Annotated in this window: 17 protein-coding genes; 6 read left to right on the top strand and 11 right to left on the bottom strand. The window is 57.4% G+C overall.

What is annotated here, in order from left to right:
- Positions 1–41 precede the first annotated feature (41 nt).
- The 4 genes from ACZ9W6_RS04710 (at position 42) to ACZ9W6_RS04695 (ending at position 4,481) form a co-directional block, all read left to right on the top strand.
- Complete coding sequence (locus ACZ9W6_RS04710) at positions 42–1,481, top strand: DUF1800 domain-containing protein (protein ID WP_465189926.1); 1,440 nt, start codon at positions 42–44, stop codon at positions 1,479–1,481.
- Positions 1,482–1,491: 10 nt separating this feature from the next.
- Positions 1,492–2,676, top strand: a complete 1,185-nt coding sequence (locus ACZ9W6_RS04705; RefSeq protein ID WP_465189925.1) for a DUF1501 domain-containing protein — start codon at positions 1,492–1,494, stop codon at positions 2,674–2,676.
- Positions 2,677–2,784: 108 nt separating this feature from the next.
- On the top strand, positions 2,785–3,642 hold the full coding sequence (locus ACZ9W6_RS04700) for a hypothetical protein (RefSeq protein WP_465189924.1): 858 nt from the start codon (positions 2,785–2,787) through the stop codon (positions 3,640–3,642).
- An 89-nt stretch (positions 3,643–3,731) separates the two neighbouring features.
- Positions 3,732–4,481 carry a dihydrodipicolinate reductase C-terminal domain-containing protein gene (locus tag ACZ9W6_RS04695; protein WP_465189923.1) on the top strand — a complete coding sequence of 250 codons (750 nt, stop codon included), beginning with the start codon at positions 3,732–3,734 and terminating at the stop codon, positions 4,479–4,481.
- Between the two features lie 32 nt (positions 4,482–4,513).
- On the opposite strand, the gene ACZ9W6_RS04690 is transcribed toward ACZ9W6_RS04695, so the two are convergent.
- The 9 genes from ACZ9W6_RS04690 to ACZ9W6_RS04650 form a co-directional block, all read right to left on the bottom strand.
- A complete protein-coding gene (locus tag ACZ9W6_RS04690; RefSeq protein ID WP_465189922.1) occupies positions 4,514–5,275 on the bottom strand; it encodes an endonuclease/exonuclease/phosphatase family protein in 762 nt (253 codons plus the stop codon).
- Positions 5,272–7,602 (bottom strand): PAS domain-containing protein, encoded by a 2,331-nt coding sequence (locus ACZ9W6_RS04685; protein WP_465189921.1) that lies wholly within the window; start codon positions 7,600–7,602, stop codon positions 5,272–5,274. The genes ACZ9W6_RS04690 and ACZ9W6_RS04685 overlap by 4 nt, the downstream gene beginning before the upstream one ends.
- Before the next feature lie 118 nt (positions 7,603–7,720).
- Positions 7,721–8,182, bottom strand: a complete 462-nt coding sequence (gene nudB, locus ACZ9W6_RS04680) for a dihydroneopterin triphosphate diphosphatase (protein ID WP_465189920.1) — start codon at positions 8,180–8,182, stop codon at positions 7,721–7,723.
- Entirely contained in the window at positions 8,183–8,791 is a 609-nt protein-coding gene (locus tag ACZ9W6_RS04675; protein ID WP_465189919.1) for a response regulator transcription factor, read from the bottom strand. It abuts the gene before it with no gap.
- A 3-nt stretch (positions 8,792–8,794) separates the two neighbouring features.
- Positions 8,795–10,093, bottom strand: a complete 1,299-nt coding sequence (locus ACZ9W6_RS04670; RefSeq protein WP_465189918.1) for a mechanosensitive ion channel family protein — start codon at positions 10,091–10,093, stop codon at positions 8,795–8,797.
- 26 nt (positions 10,094–10,119) lie between these two features.
- The gene (gene lolD, locus ACZ9W6_RS04665) at positions 10,120–10,812 is read right to left on the bottom strand and encodes a lipoprotein-releasing ABC transporter ATP-binding protein LolD (protein ID WP_465189917.1); all 693 of its coding nucleotides are present in this window, start codon (positions 10,810–10,812) and stop codon (positions 10,120–10,122) included.
- Positions 10,805–12,052, bottom strand: a complete 1,248-nt coding sequence (locus tag ACZ9W6_RS04660; RefSeq protein WP_465189916.1) for a lipoprotein-releasing ABC transporter permease subunit — start codon at positions 12,050–12,052, stop codon at positions 10,805–10,807. The genes lolD and ACZ9W6_RS04660 overlap by 8 nt, the downstream gene beginning before the upstream one ends.
- Before the next feature lie 8 nt (positions 12,053–12,060).
- Positions 12,061–12,273, bottom strand: a complete 213-nt coding sequence (locus ACZ9W6_RS04655; protein ID WP_465189915.1) for a hypothetical protein — start codon at positions 12,271–12,273, stop codon at positions 12,061–12,063.
- Positions 12,274–12,337: 64 nt separating this feature from the next.
- Positions 12,338–13,090, bottom strand: a complete 753-nt coding sequence (locus tag ACZ9W6_RS04650; protein WP_465189914.1) for a C40 family peptidase — start codon at positions 13,088–13,090, stop codon at positions 12,338–12,340.
- Between the two features lie 60 nt (positions 13,091–13,150).
- Between ACZ9W6_RS04650 and ACZ9W6_RS04645 the strand changes: the two genes are divergently transcribed.
- Together ACZ9W6_RS04645 and ACZ9W6_RS04640 are read left to right on the top strand one after the other, a co-directional pair.
- Positions 13,151–14,833 carry an ABC1 kinase family protein gene (locus tag ACZ9W6_RS04645; RefSeq protein ID WP_465189913.1) on the top strand — a complete coding sequence of 561 codons (1,683 nt, stop codon included), beginning with the start codon at positions 13,151–13,153 and terminating at the stop codon, positions 14,831–14,833.
- A gap of 90 nt (positions 14,834–14,923) precedes the next feature.
- Complete coding sequence (locus tag ACZ9W6_RS04640) at positions 14,924–15,268, top strand: DUF2325 domain-containing protein (RefSeq protein WP_465189912.1); 345 nt, start codon at positions 14,924–14,926, stop codon at positions 15,266–15,268.
- Between the two features lie 63 nt (positions 15,269–15,331).
- On the opposite strand, the gene ACZ9W6_RS04635 is transcribed toward ACZ9W6_RS04640, so the two are convergent.
- Both ACZ9W6_RS04635 and ACZ9W6_RS04630 read right to left on the bottom strand, forming a co-directional pair.
- A complete protein-coding gene (locus ACZ9W6_RS04635; RefSeq protein WP_465189911.1) occupies positions 15,332–17,134 on the bottom strand; it encodes a methyl-accepting chemotaxis protein in 1,803 nt (600 codons plus the stop codon).
- Positions 17,135–17,251: 117 nt separating this feature from the next.
- Positions 17,252–17,839 carry a methyltransferase domain-containing protein gene (locus tag ACZ9W6_RS04630; RefSeq protein ID WP_465189910.1) on the bottom strand — a complete coding sequence of 196 codons (588 nt, stop codon included), beginning with the start codon at positions 17,837–17,839 and terminating at the stop codon, positions 17,252–17,254.
- Positions 17,840–17,912 lie beyond the last annotated feature (73 nt).

Raw genomic sequence — 17,912 nt, 5'->3', positions numbered from 1 at the left:
CGACTTTCCGGACTAAGATGCGGGGAAATCATGGAGACATCATGAAAAAAACCGCCCTGACTGCCCTTTTGCTTGGCTGCTTGCCCGCCCTGGCTCTCGCCCAGCCCATCGGCCCTGATGGTGCCCGCCTCTTGCTGCAACGCACCGGCTTTGGTGCCAGCCCGGCGCAAATCGCCCGCTTCGCCCCGCTGGAACGTACCGCCGCTGTTGATCGTGTGCTTGCCAAGATCAGCCGCGAGGCCACCACACCCACGCCTGAGTGGGCACAAAACCGTTTGCAACTGGCGCCACGCAAGGACATGAGCGAGGAAGAAAAAACCGCCATGCGCCGGCTTGAGCTCAAGCAAGGGCTGGAATTACGCAGCTGGTGGCTGCAGGAAATGGCTACTACGCCCAGCCCGGTCAGCGAGAAAATGACCCTGTTCTGGCACAACCATTTTGTCTCCGGCCAGAGCAAGGTAAAGCTGGCCGAGCTGATGTACCGGCAGAATGTGCTGCTGCGGCGCGAGGCGCTGGGCAATTTCGCCACGCTATTGCACGGCATTGCCAAAGACCCGGCGATGATGCGTTATCTCGACACCGCGGCCAACCGCAAGGGCCAGCCGAACGAGAACTTCGCGCGCGAGGTGATGGAACTGTTTACCCTGGGCGAAGGTCATTACAGCGAGCAGGACATCCGTGAGGCCGCTCGTGCCTTTACCGGCTGGGCGCTGGACCCGGCCAGCGGCGAATTCGTGACCCGCCCGCGCCAGCACGACAATGGCAGCAAGACCGTACTCGGTAAAACCGGCAATCTTGACGGCGACGACATCATCAATCTCCTGCTGGCCCAACCGCAAACCAGCCGCTTCATCACCGGCAAGTTGTGGCAATACCTGATCTCGCCGCAACCCGACGCGGCACAGGTCGAAAGCTTGGCCGTCAGGTTTGCGGCCAACTACGAAATCAAGCCGCTGGTTCGTTCGCTGCTGCTCAGCGAGGCCTTCTGGCAAAGTGCCGGCCAGCAGATCAAATCGTCCGTCGAGCTGACTGTCGGCAGCATCAACACCTTCGGCATTACCGTCGACAACTGGCAGAGCCTGGCGATGCTCAACCGCAGTCTGGGGCAAGATCTGTTCGACCCGCCCAATGTGCGCGGCTGGCCGGGTGGCAGCGCCTGGATCAACAGCGACAGCCTGCTGCTGCGCAAACAGTTTCTGGAGCGGCTGAGCAGACCGGCTGCCGGCAAGCGGCAAGAAATGCGCCAGGATCTGGCGCAAGCCGCCAGCCAAGGCATGAAGCCCGCCGACAAGATGGCAAGCCGCGGTCTCTACCAGCTGAGCCTCGATGCCCGCAGCTGGCAGCAACAAAACCCTTACCCGCCGGCTCAATGGCAAAACCTGCTGCTGGCCACGCCACCGGCCATGCCGCTGGCGGCCAACCTGGCCCCGGCGCAGCAAATCCGCGCCCTGCTGCTCGACCCGGCCTATCAGGTGCAATAAGGAAGCCATCATGCAAAGACGAAGCTTGCTCAAATCTCTCGCTGCCGGCCTGTTGACCGTACAACTGCCTGGCCTCGCCTATGCCGTGGCCGGCCCGCACGACTATCGCCGCCTGCTGATCCTAGTCGAACTCAAGGGCGGCAATGATGGCCTCAATACGGTGATTCCTTTTGCCAGCAGCGATTACTACCGCTTGCGGCCAACCTTGGCCATACCACGCGAGCAGGTGTTGCAACTGGACGAAAACACCGGCCTGCATCCGGCACTGGCGGCATTACTGCCCGTGTGGCAGGACAAGCAACTCGCTATCGTGCAGGGCGTCGGCTACCCGCAGCCGAATCTGTCGCACTTTCGCTCGATCGACATCTGGGACACCGCCAGCGACAGCGACGAGACGCTGAGCGTCGGCTGGCTCAGTCGCCTGTTTGCGCAATATCCGACCGGCAATGCGCTGGCCAGTGATGGCGTGATTCTGGGCAGCAACACGCTGGGGCCGCTGGCGGGTGGTGCACGTGCGGTGGTGCTGCGCGATGCTGCCGGCTTTGCCAGACAGGCGAAACTTGCCAGCGCACAGGGTGGCATGGACCACGGCGACAATGCGCTGGCGCATGTGCTGAAGGTGGAAGCCGACATCCAGCGTGCGGCGCAAGACATCGGCAATATGGCCAAGCCTGATGCCAATGCCGGCGACCCGGGCCGCGTGCCCGATGCACCGGGCACCTTTGGCCGCAGCATCACGACCCTGCTGGAAACGCTCAACCAAGGCACCCGTATCGCCGTTGCCCGCCTGACACTGACCGGTTTTGACACCCATAACGGTCAGGCTGCTACCCAGCAAAGACTGCTGGCCGAGCTGGCTGAAGGCCTGGCCGCCCTGCGCCAAGGCCTGCAGGCGCAAGGCAAATGGCAGGATACGCTGGTGATGAGCTATGCCGAATTCGGCCGTCGTCCGCGCGAGAATGGCAATCGAGGCACTGACCACGGCACCGCCAATGCCCATTTCGTACTGGGCGGCCGGGTAAAAGGCGGGCTGTACGGTGCCGCCCCACAGTTGGCCGGCATCAGCGATGGCAATCTGCCGCACGCCGTCGACTTTCGTCAGCTCTACGCCACGGCCATGGATGACTGGTGGCAGCTGCCCAGCCAGCGTGTACTGACACGCCGCTTCAAGCCCCTGCCGCTATTGCAAGGCTGATCCGGTGGGCAGGTCGCCACGCTTTTATGCTACCTGCCCTCGCCACACTGCTCTTTGTCCGACAAATCGTGTACGCTGCCATGGCGATCCATCGAAATGCCGAATGCAATGAACAGCCGAAACCTGAAACCACCACTCAGTCGCCCGGAGAAAACCGATAGCAATAGCGAGCCGGAAGCCATTCCGCTGCCGCCGCCGGAAGATGAAACCCATCTGGCCAATAATGCACGCCCGCATGCCGAGCAGCTGCTTGCGCTGATGGATGGCAGCGTACCGATTTATCTGTTCAGCCGTATCAGCACCGGTCACACCCTGCAGTCAGACTATTTCCGCATTCAGTTTGCCACCCACGTCCGTACCGAGGGCAGTAAATGGATTCCGATGAAGGGCGAAGCGGCGGAATGGATGAATATGCGCAACTGTCTGCAAGTCAGTGTCGACATCCCCTCCCGCACAGTGCGTTTCGGGCCGAAATCCGGCTTCACGCTCAGCCGTGAAATCAGTGGCCTTGGCCTGTCGGCCTATGCCTACTCACAAGCTATCGACTGGCTGAAAACACGCTATGGTGACTTTACCGTGCTGCCCAGCACCGTCCCGCCGCCAGAAACCGAGGGGGATGACGCGCGTGCCCATCGCAACAGCCGGCTGGCTGCACATGGTTTTGATTTTGAATGGGATGATGCGACGCAGAGCAACGGCAAATATTACAAATCCAAGGTGCGGCAATTGATCAGCGGCTGGGACAGTGCGCAAGTGACGGAGATTTCCCTGATTGCCCTGCTGACAACGGTTGCCAAACAAGACACCGAACGACAAGAACTCGAACAGAAACTGCATAGTGTGCAATCACAGGAACACTCGCTGGAGGTTTCCTTGCACAAGGAAAAGCAGACCAATCTGCTCTTGACCGGTGTCACCTGCTTTGTGCTGATTTTCAGCCTGCTGGGGGCATTAGGTTTTTACTGAGCCACCCGCCGTGCATTAAAAATGTCTTGCCAAGGCTGTTAGTTTTAAACAAAACTAACAGCCTGTTCACTAAATGCGCGGAACACTCAATGCTGAAAGTCGGCCTCATCGGTTATGGCAAGGCAGGTCAGGCAGTTGCCTCGGTACTGTCCAGAGCTCACGATATTTCCTTGCAGTGGATAATCAAGCGCCAAACAGGCACTGCCAACCCACCCCCTGCCCCTATCCACCACGCAGGTACACCACAAGCGTTTACCAGCCTCTTCGAGCAAGCCCCGGTTGATGCCATCATCGATTTTTCCAATGGCAGCGCCATCCTGCAGTACGGCGCGGCAGCTGCGACCCGCGGCATCACCATCCTGTCGGCCAACTCGGAACACTCGGCCGAACAGCTGGCCTTTGCCCGCACCCTGGGTAGCCAGACCCGCATCATGTGCTGCCCCAATATCACATTGGGTATCAACTTTTTGCTGCTGGCAGCCAAGGCACTACAAAACCTCGCACCGCATGTTGATGTCGCCATTGTCGAAGAACACTTTCGCAGCAAGCCCGAGACTTCCGGTACCGCCAAAAGGTTGGCCGCAAGCCTTGGCGTTCCCGAAGAAGACATTACTTCACTGCGGCTGGGTGGCGTGATCGGCCATCATGAAGTCGTGTTCGGCTTTCCCTACCAGACTGTCCGGCTGACTCACGACTCGATCAGCCGCGAAGCATTCGGTACCGGAGCGATCTTCGCGCTGAATCTGCTGCAGAAAAAAGGCCATGGCTACCATGTGATGGAGCAGCTGATGCTGGAACGCATGCTGGATGAACTCAAGTCTGAAATGCTGTCTGCCTGACCCGCTTGCCAAGCAGCCTGATATCAAGACGCTCAGGCCCTTGCCTGCGGCAACAAGCTGGTACGCAAGGGCAGATGATCTGACAGATGCGACCATGGCCAGCCGCGGCAAACCTCGGCCGCCGCAATCTCCAGCCCGCGCACATATACCCGGTCAAGACATAGCAAGGGCATGCGGGCCGGAAAGGTCGGCGCATAACGGCCATGCAGCTGACTGAAGACTTCGGTCAACCCTACGTCTTCACGCAGGTGTGAAGACGCCTCTTTGCGCCAGTCGTTAAAGTCACCGGCCAGCACCAGTGATGCCGACTGCGGGATGACCTGACTGATGTATTCACGCAAGATGCGGTATTGCTGGCGACGGTCATGTGCCAGCAGATTCAGATGCACACACAGGCAATGCAGGCTTTGCGGCCAACCCGGCGGCAGAATTTCGACATGCAGAATGCCGCGCTTTTCCAGCCGGTTGACCGAGATGTCGTGATTGTTGATCTTGCAGATATCAAAGCGTGACAACACCGCATTGCCATGGTGGCCATGATCATAGCTGGCGTTCAACCCGTAGCTGGCATGCAAGGCCATGGCATCGGCCAGATAGTCATGCTGCCCGAGATGGGCCATTGCCCGCCCGGGCCGGATATTGCGTCCCTGCACTTCTTGCAGGAACAACAAATCAGGCTGCAGCTTTTGCAGCGCCAATGCCATTTCTGACAGGTGATGCCGCCGGTTAAGTGGCGACATGCCCTTGTGCAGGTTAAAAGTTACAAGACTCAGCGCGGCTGGATTGGCTGTCATGCTTTCCCGATTTGCTTGGTGGCGAATGTATCTGTCGTCAACACAGATGTCTGTCGCGATGAGGGGGGCAGGTCAGATGGCATGGTGGTTTCGCTCTTGCCCGTCTGGGTAAACGTCATCACGATTTTCGGGTTATCAGTCTGCCCCAGCAATAGTACGGCTTCAAGCAGATGCCAGCGCGTCTCGCCAGCTGCGCTCTCCAACGGCAATACCCGGCTTAGCCTGTCTTGACTCGCGTCAAGCGACATCAGCGCTGCGCTCAGCTCCAGCCAGCCGGGCACCCGTCCCAACAACTCGCGCAGGGGCAGATCCAGCAAGCCATCCTGCCCGCAATGGAACAGCGCCTCGGCAGCACTGTTACCCCGCGTCAGCAACAACATGCGGTTCATCTGCACAGTGGCCACCGGCATGGCGAGAAATACCATTTCATCGAGCTTCAGCTGCTCGCGCAGATGGCGTTCGGTGCTCTTGCGCTTGTCTTCCTCGAGGTAGTAACTGACGATCGCCCCGCAGGCAACCAATAGCGGGCGAATGGCCTGCAGCGCCTCTTCGCTGATGCCCTGCATCGCCACAGCGGCCACCATCACGGTTCTGGCCTCGACCTCGACAAACAGATAGCACCAGTCATTTTCCACACTGTACATCTGCTGTTGGCCGCTCTTCAGCGCCATGCCGACCGGCATCTCGCAAAAACGCTGTATCCACTCAGGGTTGTCGCCGGAACAATGTCTGGCTTGCACGATGAAGCGGCTGGTTTCTTCGCGGCCTTTCTCCAGCGCAACGATGACCCCTTGCCGGCTCTCCAGGTAGTCGAGAAACACATGCAGCATTTCGCGGTAGATCACATTACGCGGTTTGCGCGCCAGCAACATCGCCTCCATGCCCTGAATGCCGGTCAATAGCCCAAGCTGCCTTGTCTGCAGGCGCTCCACCCTTCTGAGCTGGTCTTCGTCGTGTACGACCAGCAAGCTCAGGCCATTCCCCACACTCGGCAAAGGGCTGACACTGACCGACACCAGCAGACTGCTGCCATCCAGCTTGTTCAGCATGGCCGCAAACTGCTGCTCGCCGTCCTCCTTGCCCAACCAGTCAGACTCGGAGCCGGTTCGCAACAAGCGATAAACATTCTCGCGCAATAGCTGTGCCGGCTGGCAGGCCAGCATTCTGGCGGCACCAAGGTTGGCCGCAAGTATCTTGCCTTGCTTGTCTACGGTCAGGATGGCATCGCTGCAGGCATCAAGTACGGCGCTCATATGCTGCAAGGGATAAAACACCCGGCGGCGGAAAAACAGATAAAGACCGGCATTCAGCAACAAGATCAGCAGGATCAACGTGATCTGCAAGATGATGGACTCGCGCAGCTCGTCCTGCATGCGTGTGCGTTCTCGCGCGGCCACCTCCTGCGTATAGGCAAAGTTATCTGCCAGCAGCCCATCCGTTCTTGCGGCCAACTGCTGCAGTTGCAGCTCGGCATCGGCCTGGGCTGCACCCGAGTACTGCATGATTTTCAGCTGGCCGTCACTGAGCCTTTGCACCCGCCACAACTGCTCGGCCAGATTGCTGATACGCAAGGCCAGATCATCGTCTTCAAGTGTACCGGCAGCCTGACGCAAGGCCTGCAGCAGGACCTCGGCAGTTTCGCGGTTCTTGCTGATCTGGTACTGGATGGTGGTATTGATGGGACGACCAAAGTACAACTGCTGCTGCAGGCTATCCTGCTCCAGCGTGAGAATGCGGCCAAACTGCAGCAGTTGCTGGCGCAACTGCAAGGCCAGCACCACTCTGCGGTCGGGTATTTCATCCTGCAGGGTGCGACTGGCCATCAACATCTTGTCGACCGAATCCTGCAAGCCCGACATGGCCAGCCGCCAGGCGTAGATACGGTTTTCGTCTTCGGATGTCGCCAGGCCGCGCAGCAGGCTACGCTGTTGTGCCAGCTGATTGCCACGATAGAACAGTTCTTGCCGTATCGCGATGCCTCCCAGCAAAGGGTTGCTTTCAGCCGCCTCGCGCAAGGCATCCAGCACCTTGAGCGACTGCTGCTGCAGTGCAAGCAGTCGCAGTTTTTTATCCTCAGCCGGCTTGGCGGCCAACAACACATCAAGCTGCGTGACATTCTCGCGCAGCAAGGTTACGCCGAGATCAAAGTACTGGTGGTTTGCCTGCTCGAGACTGACAACCCTGTCCTGCCAGTGCATGCTTTGCCAGGCAGCATTGCCCAGCCAGATTGTCACCAACAGCTGAATGCCGCCAACCAGCAGCAGGATCAACAAGGTTGCCCGACTGATTGCCGCGACGCTCTTCCCCAGGCCGGCAAGCACTTGCATGATTATTCCTTATCATTCTGCCGCAATGATCAGATGCGGCCATGACTGGCCCGCAGATACCGCGCATCGCTTTAATGATGGAACAATTAACAGATAGGGCAAGCGTGCAATAAGCACACTAGGAATGGCCGGCCCATTGCTGACGCCGCGCCAGTTGCAAGATGGCCGCGGCATTCGAGGGGGAAAATACCTTGCTGGCCGCTTCTTGCCAGCCATGCCACGCATATTGCAGGTGTTCGCCGGGAGCGATGCTTACTGCTTGCCCGTCACTGACGCAGCAGCTGAAAACATGCTCGACATTTTCGGTAACGCCCGGCGCATAACGATGCCGCCAGTGCGGGTAGATTTCGTAGACATTCTGCTGATGCCAGTTCTCGATTTCATCGACTGACAGCCTGATGCCGGTCTCTTCGGCCACTTCACGACAAGCGGTCTCGGCCAAGCCGTCTTCGCCTTCACGGCTGCCGGTGACCGACTGCCAGAAACCCGGCTTGTCGGCACGTTCCAGCAACAGGATCTCGCCCTGCGCGCGATAAATCACCACCAGCACCGATACCGGCTGTTTGAAAGCTTTACCCAACTACACACCCTTCCCTGCCAGGCTGGCGATCAGGCCAGCCAGCTCGACAGCTGACTTCACGCCCATTTTTTCGAATACCCGTGCACGGTGTACTTCCACGGTTTTCATGCTGATGCTCAGTGCCTCGGCAATCTGCTTGTTAAGCAGGCCGGCCAGCACCAGCTGCATGACTTCACGCTCGCGCTCGGTCAGTGTTGCCAGTGTCTGCAATAACTGCCGGTCCTGATCATGCCGCGTTCTGGCGGCCTGATCCTTGACCAGACACTCTTCTACCCGATCAAGCAGATACTGATCGTCAAACGGCTTTTCCAGGAAGTCGACCACCCCCAGCTTGAACGCGGCCACGGCATGTGGCACGTCGCCGTGGCCGGTCAGCATGATGACCGGCGGGCAATACGGCCAATTGGCCAGGGATTCCAGCAAGACAATGCCGCTCATGCCGGACAAGCGCAGATCAATGATCAGCGTATTGAAGTCATGTGCGTCCGGCGAGGCCAGAAAGGCCTCGGCACTTTCAAAACCGGCCAACTGCCGGTTATCGGCATCCAGCAGCCAGAGCAAGGATTGTCTGACTGCGGCATCGTCATCAATGATGGCCAGTTTCATCATGTCTTACCCCTGTTTGTCACTACCGCCCAGCAAACGGACTTCACGTTGCGGGAAAGGAATCTGGATGCCGTGTTCCTTGAACAGCTTCCAGATCCGCAGATTGATATCCGAGCGCAGACCCATCAGGCCGTTTTCCGGATCCGACACCCACAGGCCCAGATCCATATTGATGCCGGAGTCGGCAAAGGCGCTAACGAAGGCCGCCGGGGCCGGATCTTTCAGCACGCGAGGATGCTGGGCCGCCTCGCACAACAGACGCTGCGCGACTTCCAGATCGGTATCATAAGCCACCTGCACCTGCAGGCTGATCCACAAACGGGTATCGGTATAAGACTGGTTGATCACCGTATTGGCAATCAGCGACTCGTTCGGCACCAGCACTTCGCTGCCATCCAGCCCCTTCAGCACCACATAGCGCGAGGTAATCTTGCTGACGTAGCCGACGCGGCCATCCACCATCAGCCGGTCACCGATACGGATCGAACGATCCAGCAGAATGATGAAGCCCGACACATAGTTGCTGGCAATTTTCTGCAAGCCGAAACCCAGACCGACACCCAAGGCACCACCAAACACCGACAGTACGGTGAGGTCGATACCAACGATAGGCAGGGCAATCATCACCGCGCCGATGATCATCAGCGTGCGGGTGAGCTTGCTGATCACGAAGCGCAGGTTCATGTCGATGTCGCCAAGCTTCATCACCCGCTTCTCGACCAGTTTGCTGACCCACAACGCACCGATCATGATCACCGTCACCCACAGCAGGGCACTGAGTATCATCAGCAGGTTCAGCTGATTCTTGCCGATGCTGAAACGGAAGGACTCCAGCCAGTCGGTCAGCAGAATGTCCAGCCCGGTCAGCCACATCGCAAATGCCAGCCACAGCAGCAGTGCCAGCACATGTTCGGTGCCGCGCTCAATGCGGCCATCCGGCAAGGCATGACGCAAAATGGCTGTCAGCACGCGGGTAACCGACATCCAGAACAGCAAGACCGCAACCAGCTGCAGCACAATAGCTGGTTGACCATTACTCAGCTGCCACACAGCCCCCAGAATCTGGGTCAGCACCTGGGCCAGCAGAGGGAAACGCAGGCGATACAGCAGATATTTGCCGAATGACCATTCATGCTGCTCGTTTTGCTTGAAGTAGCGGCGGTACAGCAAGCCAGCCAGCATCCAGCCGGCAACAATCGCCAGCGCGGCCAAGGCCAGTTCGGCCCAGCCGGTTTCACCGTGCAATACCTGCATTAGGTGTTGCAATGTTACGCTCGGGGTCAGATCAGCAACGAAGCTTTCCATCCTGCGGGGGTCTCCTTATATCAAGATCAGGCGTCCGGATCCGGCCTTGCGGCCAACCCTTCGGCATTCAACAACAACACCTTGCCGGCTTTAGCGGCAAGGGACAAATCATGGGTCACAATCACCAGTGCCGTGCCCAGCGTCTCGTTCAGCGACATCAGCAAGTCAAACACCAGCGCGGCATTGTGCTGGTCGAGGTTGCCGGTCGGCTCGTCGGCAAGCAGGCAGGCTGGCTGGGTAACCAGCGCCCGCGCAATCGCCGCACGCTGGCGCTCGCCGCCTGACAACTCGCCCGGCTTGTGCTGCAGACGGTGGCCCAAACCAACCCGCTCCAGCATCGCAGCAGCTTGCTCTGCCGCCTCGGCACGCGCCATGCGGCGAATCAGCAAAGGCATCATCACGTTTTCCAGCGCGGAAAACTCGGGCAAGAGATGATGGAACTGGTACACAAATCCCAGGTGGCGATTACGCAACTCGCCCAGCTGACGCTCTGACTGGCCAGCCAGCGGTTGACCCAGCATGCTGACCTCGCCGCTGGTCGGCTGATCCAGCCCGCCCAGCAAGTGCAGCAAGGTGCTCTTGCCCGAACCGGAGGCACCAACAATGGCCACCCGCTCGCCACGCGACAGGGTGAAATCGATACCCGCCAATACCGGCGTCTGCAGCTTGCCTTCGCTATAGGTCTTGCCCAGACCACGACAATTCAGGATCTCACTCATAGCGCAAGGCCTCCGCCGGACGGGTTCTGGCCGCACGCCAGCTCGGGTACAGGGTAGCCAGCAGGGACAGCAAGAGCGAAATCAGCGCAATGGTCAGCACATCACTACGCTGCACATCAGATGGCAGATAGTCGATCATGTAAACCTCACCCGACAGCAATTTCATGCCCAGCAGGTTTTCGATAGCGGGCAGGATGACATCCAGATTCAGCGCCAGCAGCAGGCCGCCGGCGACACCGGACAAGGTGCCGAGAATGCCGGCAATCGAGCCCTGGATCATGAAGATCTGCATGATGCTGGCCGGACTTGCACCCAAGGTACGCAAGATGGCGATATCGGCCTGCTTGTCGGTGACCACCATCACCAGGGTCGATACCAGATTGAAAGCCGCCACCGCGACGATCAGCGTCAGGATGATGAACATCATGCGCTTTTCGATCTGCACCGCACGGAAGTAATTGCTGTTCATGTCCGTCCAGTCACTGGCATAAACGTTGGCCGCAAGCTGCTGTTGCAGCTGTGCCTTGAGTTCGGGCGCCAGCATCGGATCATCCAGCTTTACCCGCACGCCACTGACACTCTGCCCCATGCGGAACAGCACCTGCGCATCGCGCAAATGCACCATGGCCAGCGCCGAGTCGTACTCGAACATACCGATCTTGAAAATACCGCTGACGGTAAACTGCTTGAGGCGCGGCATCATGCCGGCCGGCGTGATATTGCCTTGCGGTGTGATCAGGGTGACCTTGTCGCCCACCTCAACCCCCAGCTGACGTGCCAGCTCGGCCCCCAGCACAATGCCGAACTCACCCGGCTGCAAACTTTCGAGCTTGCCACGCAGCATCTGGCTGGCCAGATCGACCACCTGTTTTTCCTGTTCGGGCAAGACACCGCGCACCATCGCGCCGCGCACCGAACCACCACTGGACAACAAACCCTGGGCGTTAATGAAGGGGGCAGTGCCATTCACATGCGGCAGCGGTGCTACCTTGCCGGCCAAGGTTTGCCAGTCGGCCAGCTTGCCGTCGTAGCTGCCCAGCTCCAGATGCGACACCACCGACAACATGCGGCCGCGGATTTCCTTCTGGAAACCGTTCATCACCGACAGCACCACGATAAGTGCCGCCACGCCCAGCGCAATGCCGATCACCGACATCAGCGAAATAAAAGAGATAAAACCGTTGCGACGGCGGGCGCGCAAATAGCGCAGACCAACCATCGCCTCGAAAGGTAAGGACATGGTCAGGCTCAATCCGTGTACGGGTTATCCAGTTGCTGCATCATCTGCACCAGAAACGCCCTGACCTGCTGCGGGTCGCAGCCCATCAGGATGGCGTCTTCGAAGGCATCCTGCGCCGTCTGCTGCAGCTCTTCCAAATTCTCGGTCATCACTTTGATCTTCTCGGTGCAAGCCACCACGCTGCCATCCGGCGCATGCCATACCGGCAATTGCAAACTCATATTCGTTCCAGTTCAAATGACTGCAGCCCTGAGAAGGGCTGCGTGTCTGTTCAGGGGGAAAGTGTTACCGGTCGGTCTTTTTCTTCTGGCTGCTGGACTTGTCAGTCTTGCGTACCGGTTTTTTCTCGGATTTGTTTGATCTGTCTTTCTTTCTGGCTTCACGCTTTTCAGGCTTGCTGCTTTCAGCGCGAGACTTTTTCTTGCCGGTCACAATATCTTTCTTGCCGGTGTCAGGCTCAGCCTTTTTCTTAACAGACATTGCCCTGGCGCTTTCCGGCTCTTTCCAAGCCACGCCACTGCGTTTGACGCGGCGGGCACCGTTCCAGCGGCTTTCCCAGTAACTGCCGTTCATATTGACCACTTCAACCGACTTGCCGGTGCGCGGGGAATGAATGAACTTGTTACCGCCAAGATACAAGCCGACGTGCGAATACTTGAAGCCGCGAGTGTTATAAAACACCAGATCGCCCGGCACCAGCTCGGATCGCTCGATCTCGACACCGGCACGCGCCATTTCGGCCGAAGTACGCGGCAAATTGACATGCAGGGATTTGCGGAACACATACTGGATGAAGCCCGAGCAATCGAGGCCGGACTCGGGACTGGTGCCGCCAAAGCGATAGGCAACGCCCAGAAGACTCATGGCTTGCAGCAGCAAGTCACCAACCGCCTCTTCACCGGGCGTGGCGAACTGGGCAATCGGGTCAGCTAACAGCCCCAGACTGGGCTTTCCTGCCGGCGAATTCTCAGGCTCCGCATGCGCAAAGCTAATGCATCCTGCCAGCAGAATGGCAAATAGGTGAAAATGCAATTTCATAGGCTTGCACTGTAACGAAGCCTACAGGTACTGTAAAGCAATCATGACAGGTAGCAAACCATGCTCAGAGAAACGCTGATTGCCATGCGCGACCTACCGCGCCTCAAAGAAATCACTGCCATTTTGCTCAAGCACGGCATGGGTGAGTTTGTACAAAGACTCAAGCTGCCGGCTGCCATGGAAAAAGCCAGTGAATGGCTGCACATCCCCCTGCCGGACCCGGCCAACAGTCTACCCACGCCGGTTCGGCTACGCCAGGCGTTTGAAGAACTGGGGCCGACATTTATCAAGCTGGGCCAGATCCTTTCCACCCGAGTCGACATGTTTGCACCGGAGTGGATTGTCGAATTCGAAAAGCTGCAAAGCACGGTGCCGCCCATTCCGGCCGATCAGCTGCCTGCCTACCTGAAAATGGTGCTGGGCAAAGCTCCTGAAGAGCTTTTTGCCAGCTTTGACTATCAACCCATCGGTGCCGCCTCCATCGCCCAAGTACACCAAGCGACCCTGCATGATGGCCGCGAGGTCGTTCTAAAGTTGCGTCGCCCGGGCATCGTGCCCAAGGTCGAGGCCGATTTGCGCATCCTTGCGCATATCGCACATCTGCTTGAGCTCGAGTTTCCGGATGCACGCCGCTATTCGCCAAGCGAGTTTGTCAGCCAGTTTGCCAAGTCTCTGCGCCGCGAGCTGGATCTGGCGGCTGAGGCGCGCAATATGGAACGCTTCTGTCGCGACTTCAAGGATGATCCTTACATCGTCATTCCATCCGTGCACTGGGAGTTCACCAAGGCTGATCTGAATGTGCAGGACTTCATCCCCGGCCTGAGCGCCAACCCGGTCAGCCGCCTGCTGGATCAGCAATTGCGGCCAACCTTGCTGGCCAAACGCGGCGCGGATGCCGTGCTGAAGATGATCCTGCTCAATGGCTGTTTTCACGCCGACCCTCACCCCGGCAATGTGCTGTTCTTACCCGAAGATCGCATCGCCTTCATCGACTTCGGCATGACCGGCCGTTTGTCACACAAACGGCGGGACGAGCTGGTTGATTTGCTGATGGCCCTGGCCGAACGGGACGAACACGGCATGCTGTCCGTGCTGATAGACTGGACCGGCAGCAGCCCCGTCGACGAAGAGCAATTTGCCGAAGACATCGGCGAGATGTTCTTCCAGTACGACCATGTACCGCTCAAGGATCTCAATATTTCGCAACTGATCAATGACATCATGTCGCTGATCCGCAATCACGGCATCATGCTGCCAGCCGATCTGGCCATGCTGTTCAAGGCCTTCATCACGATGGAAGGGCTCGGACGCCAACTGGATCCGCACTTCCAGTTGGTGGATCACCTCGCCCCGTTTGTACGCCAGCTGGTTCTGGCGCGCTACAAGCCCAAGGCCATCCTGCAGCGCAGTCGCGCAACCTTGCAGGACGGCTTCAATATGCTGACCTCGCTACCGCGCGACCTGATTCGCATGACCCGCGACATCCGGCACGGCAAATTCCGCATCAACCTTGACCTGAAACGACTCGAGCAGTTTGGCCAGCAGATCGACAAGAGCGTCAACCGGCTGACCATGGGTATCGTCACCGGCTGCCTGATCATCGGCTCCTCCATCGTCATGACAGTCAAAGGCGGCCCGACCCTGCTCGGACTGCCCCTGTTCGGCTTCCTCGGCTTTATGGTCGCCTTTTTCAACAGCCTCTGGCTGATCTGGTCGATCTGGCGAGCCGGCAAACACTTGTAGTTATTTTGCATAGCAGCACACAACATCGCATCATTCAGTTGCAATCTCTAATGAGAATTAATATCATTAGCAAAACAACTGGAGATACTCATGAACGCAATGCTGGTTGGCGCCGATACACTAGGTAATATCCCGGGCGTCCTCGATAACTTCGGCATCAATATTCACAAACACCTGAGCGGTCGCAACAGCTCGCATCAACGCAAACTAGACAGACTGCCAGCCGGCACTGAGTTGCTGATTCTGTTTACCGACTTTCTCGGCCACAACGTGATGAAACACTTCCGCCAGCTGGCCAACGAAGAGAACATCCGTTTCATCGCTTGTCGCCGCTCGGTTTGCGCACTCAAGCAATCCCTGGAAGGTGTCGGCTTCTCTGAGCAATGTGCCAGCTGCCCGAACAAGTGCGCCCAGGCGAAAAACACGAAACACTGAGCCTCTGCCAAAAGGAAAAAGCGTCTGTTTCCAGACGCTTTTTTTATTTTGTGCGGCAAGTGCTTAGTTTAGGCCCTTCAGCAGATTGCTCGGATCAAAACCGACACGTATCGCCCCCCAGTGCCGGCCTGCGACATGAATCGGCAAGGCAATTTCAGAAAGGATCTCGCCGGTATCCCGCATATAGGTCTGCAACAGGAAGGGTTGGGTATTGCGTGCAGATTTGCCACCGGTCGGATCATTAAAAATTCGCTTGTCCCGACAGTTGATCAGATCCTGCTGTGGGTCCCCACTCGGTTTCTTCGAATAAAAACTGTTATGAGTGGGCGCGTAACCATTCACATCCACCGCCAGACAGAAGCGGCCACCGGAAATACTGCTGACTACCCCGTCGTAGATCTTCTGCAGGACTGCCTCCAGCTTTTCATCGTAAGCGGTGTGATACTTGGCTGGCGAGGTACCGGCAATTGGGCGATATCTCTGGTCAAAAATATCCAAGCCATCCTTCTTGGCTTGCTCAAGCATCTTCGCCAGGCCATCGCGCGCCTGCCGGGCTACCGCAATCGTGGCATCAAACTCACCTTCACCCAGCACGAAACGGCAAACCAGCTCTTGTACCGACTCGGCCGCAACCGACAGTTTGTTCGAGACTTCTTCCGAAAAATTCAACCGATTCGAAACCTGCTGGCTCAAATGGTGAATCTCACCGACATTCTGGTTGACCTGCAAATTGTGACTGGCAAACTTTTCCATGGCTTGGGCAATCTCGCTGAGACTGCGCGCGGTGCCTTCAAAGTCGCCCATCATATTGCCGAAATGGGATGAAGAGCGATTCACCACAATCAGTGCATCACTGGTATCCGTCGTGATTTGCGCCGTCTCATCCTTGGTGTGGGAAACCAGCCCCAGCATACCGTCAATATTGCGCGAGATTTCTTCGGTTGCGACCCGAACGCGCTCAGCCAGCTTCCGGACCTCATCCGCCACTACGGCAAAGCCACGGCCAGTCTCGCCAGCCCGTGCCGCCTCGATTGCCGCATTCAGCGCCAAAAGATTGGTCTGCTCGGAAATATCCTTGATCAGATCCACAATGGTCTTGATGCTGGCCGAGCGACTATTAAGCTCGTCGACCGTTACATTGAAGCTCGATACCCGATTGCTGATCTGGCCAATACGCGAGGCGGCATTCTGCAACTCCGAATAGGACGTGCGGGCAAGCTCGAGATTGGTCAGCGTAGTACTGGAAATGGACTGAGTTTCGGCAGAAACCTGGGTAATACCTGCCGTTGTCGTATTGCTCGAGTCACTGACTTCGCTGGCCAGCTCTGATTGCTGCCGCGCACTACTCAGTGATTCGCCAATATTCTTGCGGGTCTTGGTGGAGTCCATCGCAATGCGGATCGTCATCAGGCGGACATTGCCGATGATCTCGCGCATTTTTTTGAGGAAGAGATTATATGCAAGTGACAAATCACGGATTTCATCGAAAGTGACAGTCGGGATTTCACGCGAAAGATCGCCCTCACCCGCACCGATTTCCCTGAATATCCCAATGATCATGTTCAATGGCCGCACGATCAGGAAGCGCAAATACCAGACCATGAAAGCGATAAACAGCAGCGAAACACCCCAGATTGCCACTGCCCAGAATATCGTCTGGTCCAGCAAAGCCACTGCATGCTGCCTGGCCTCGTCAGTCAGATTCTGCGCATGCAGCATGACCCTGATTTCATCCAGTGCAAAATACACATAACAAACCAGCAAAAGCTGGAACAGGCTGATGAAGAAAAAACTGCACAGTTTCTTGGTCAGAGAATTCCAGAATGTCTTCTCGATCCAGGTATACGTCCCCCAGAACCACTGCATACATTGTCTCCTTTACAATGCGGCAAACTTTTTACACATTTGCTTAGGTTTACTTTGTACACGCAATTTCGTTAAAAAAACAGAAGATTGATCAATCTATCATTTGGTAGAAACAAATTAGCAACGACGCCAGTTCAACCAATATTCATCCGGCTTGAATACGTCCATCGAGCCCACGACATGCTGCTCTGACGCCAACTCAAAATACGGTGCCATCAGCTGCTGCAAGGAGTCCAGATCACAACCAAATGGCGGCCCGCGAAAGGTTGGCCGCAAGAAGAAATAGCCGCCAAGCACACCATCTGTCCTGATCAATGCAGCCATCTTGCGAACATAAGCAGACCAGCGGGTTTGCGGCAATGCGCACAAGAATGCCCGCTCATACACCCAATCCCAGGGCTGCTGCTCGTCAAGCTCAAAAAAATCTGCCTGCTGCAAGTGCGCATGCAAGGCTGCTGGCAAACGTGCGCGGGCCCTGCAGATCGCTTCTTCGCTGAAGTCGATTGCCATGACATCTTTGTGCTGTGCGCCAAGGTAAGCCAGCTCGGCGGCCGAGCCACAGCCTGGTATCAATACGCGCTGTAATTGCTGCGGCATCAGGGCAGCAAAATGTTCAAACTGGGCAGGCAGGCCTGCATGCTCCCATGGTGTGACGTTTTGCTGGTAACGCTGGTCCCAGAAGTGCTGTTCGCTACTATCCTGCATGAAAACCTCTCTCGAAGAGTGACATTACATGCTGAATGAAACCGTCTCAGCTTGCAATCCTGCTCATCAAGGC

Source organism: Vogesella lacus (assembly GCF_979366295.1).
This window is presented reverse-complemented; position numbering and strand designations above follow the sequence as displayed.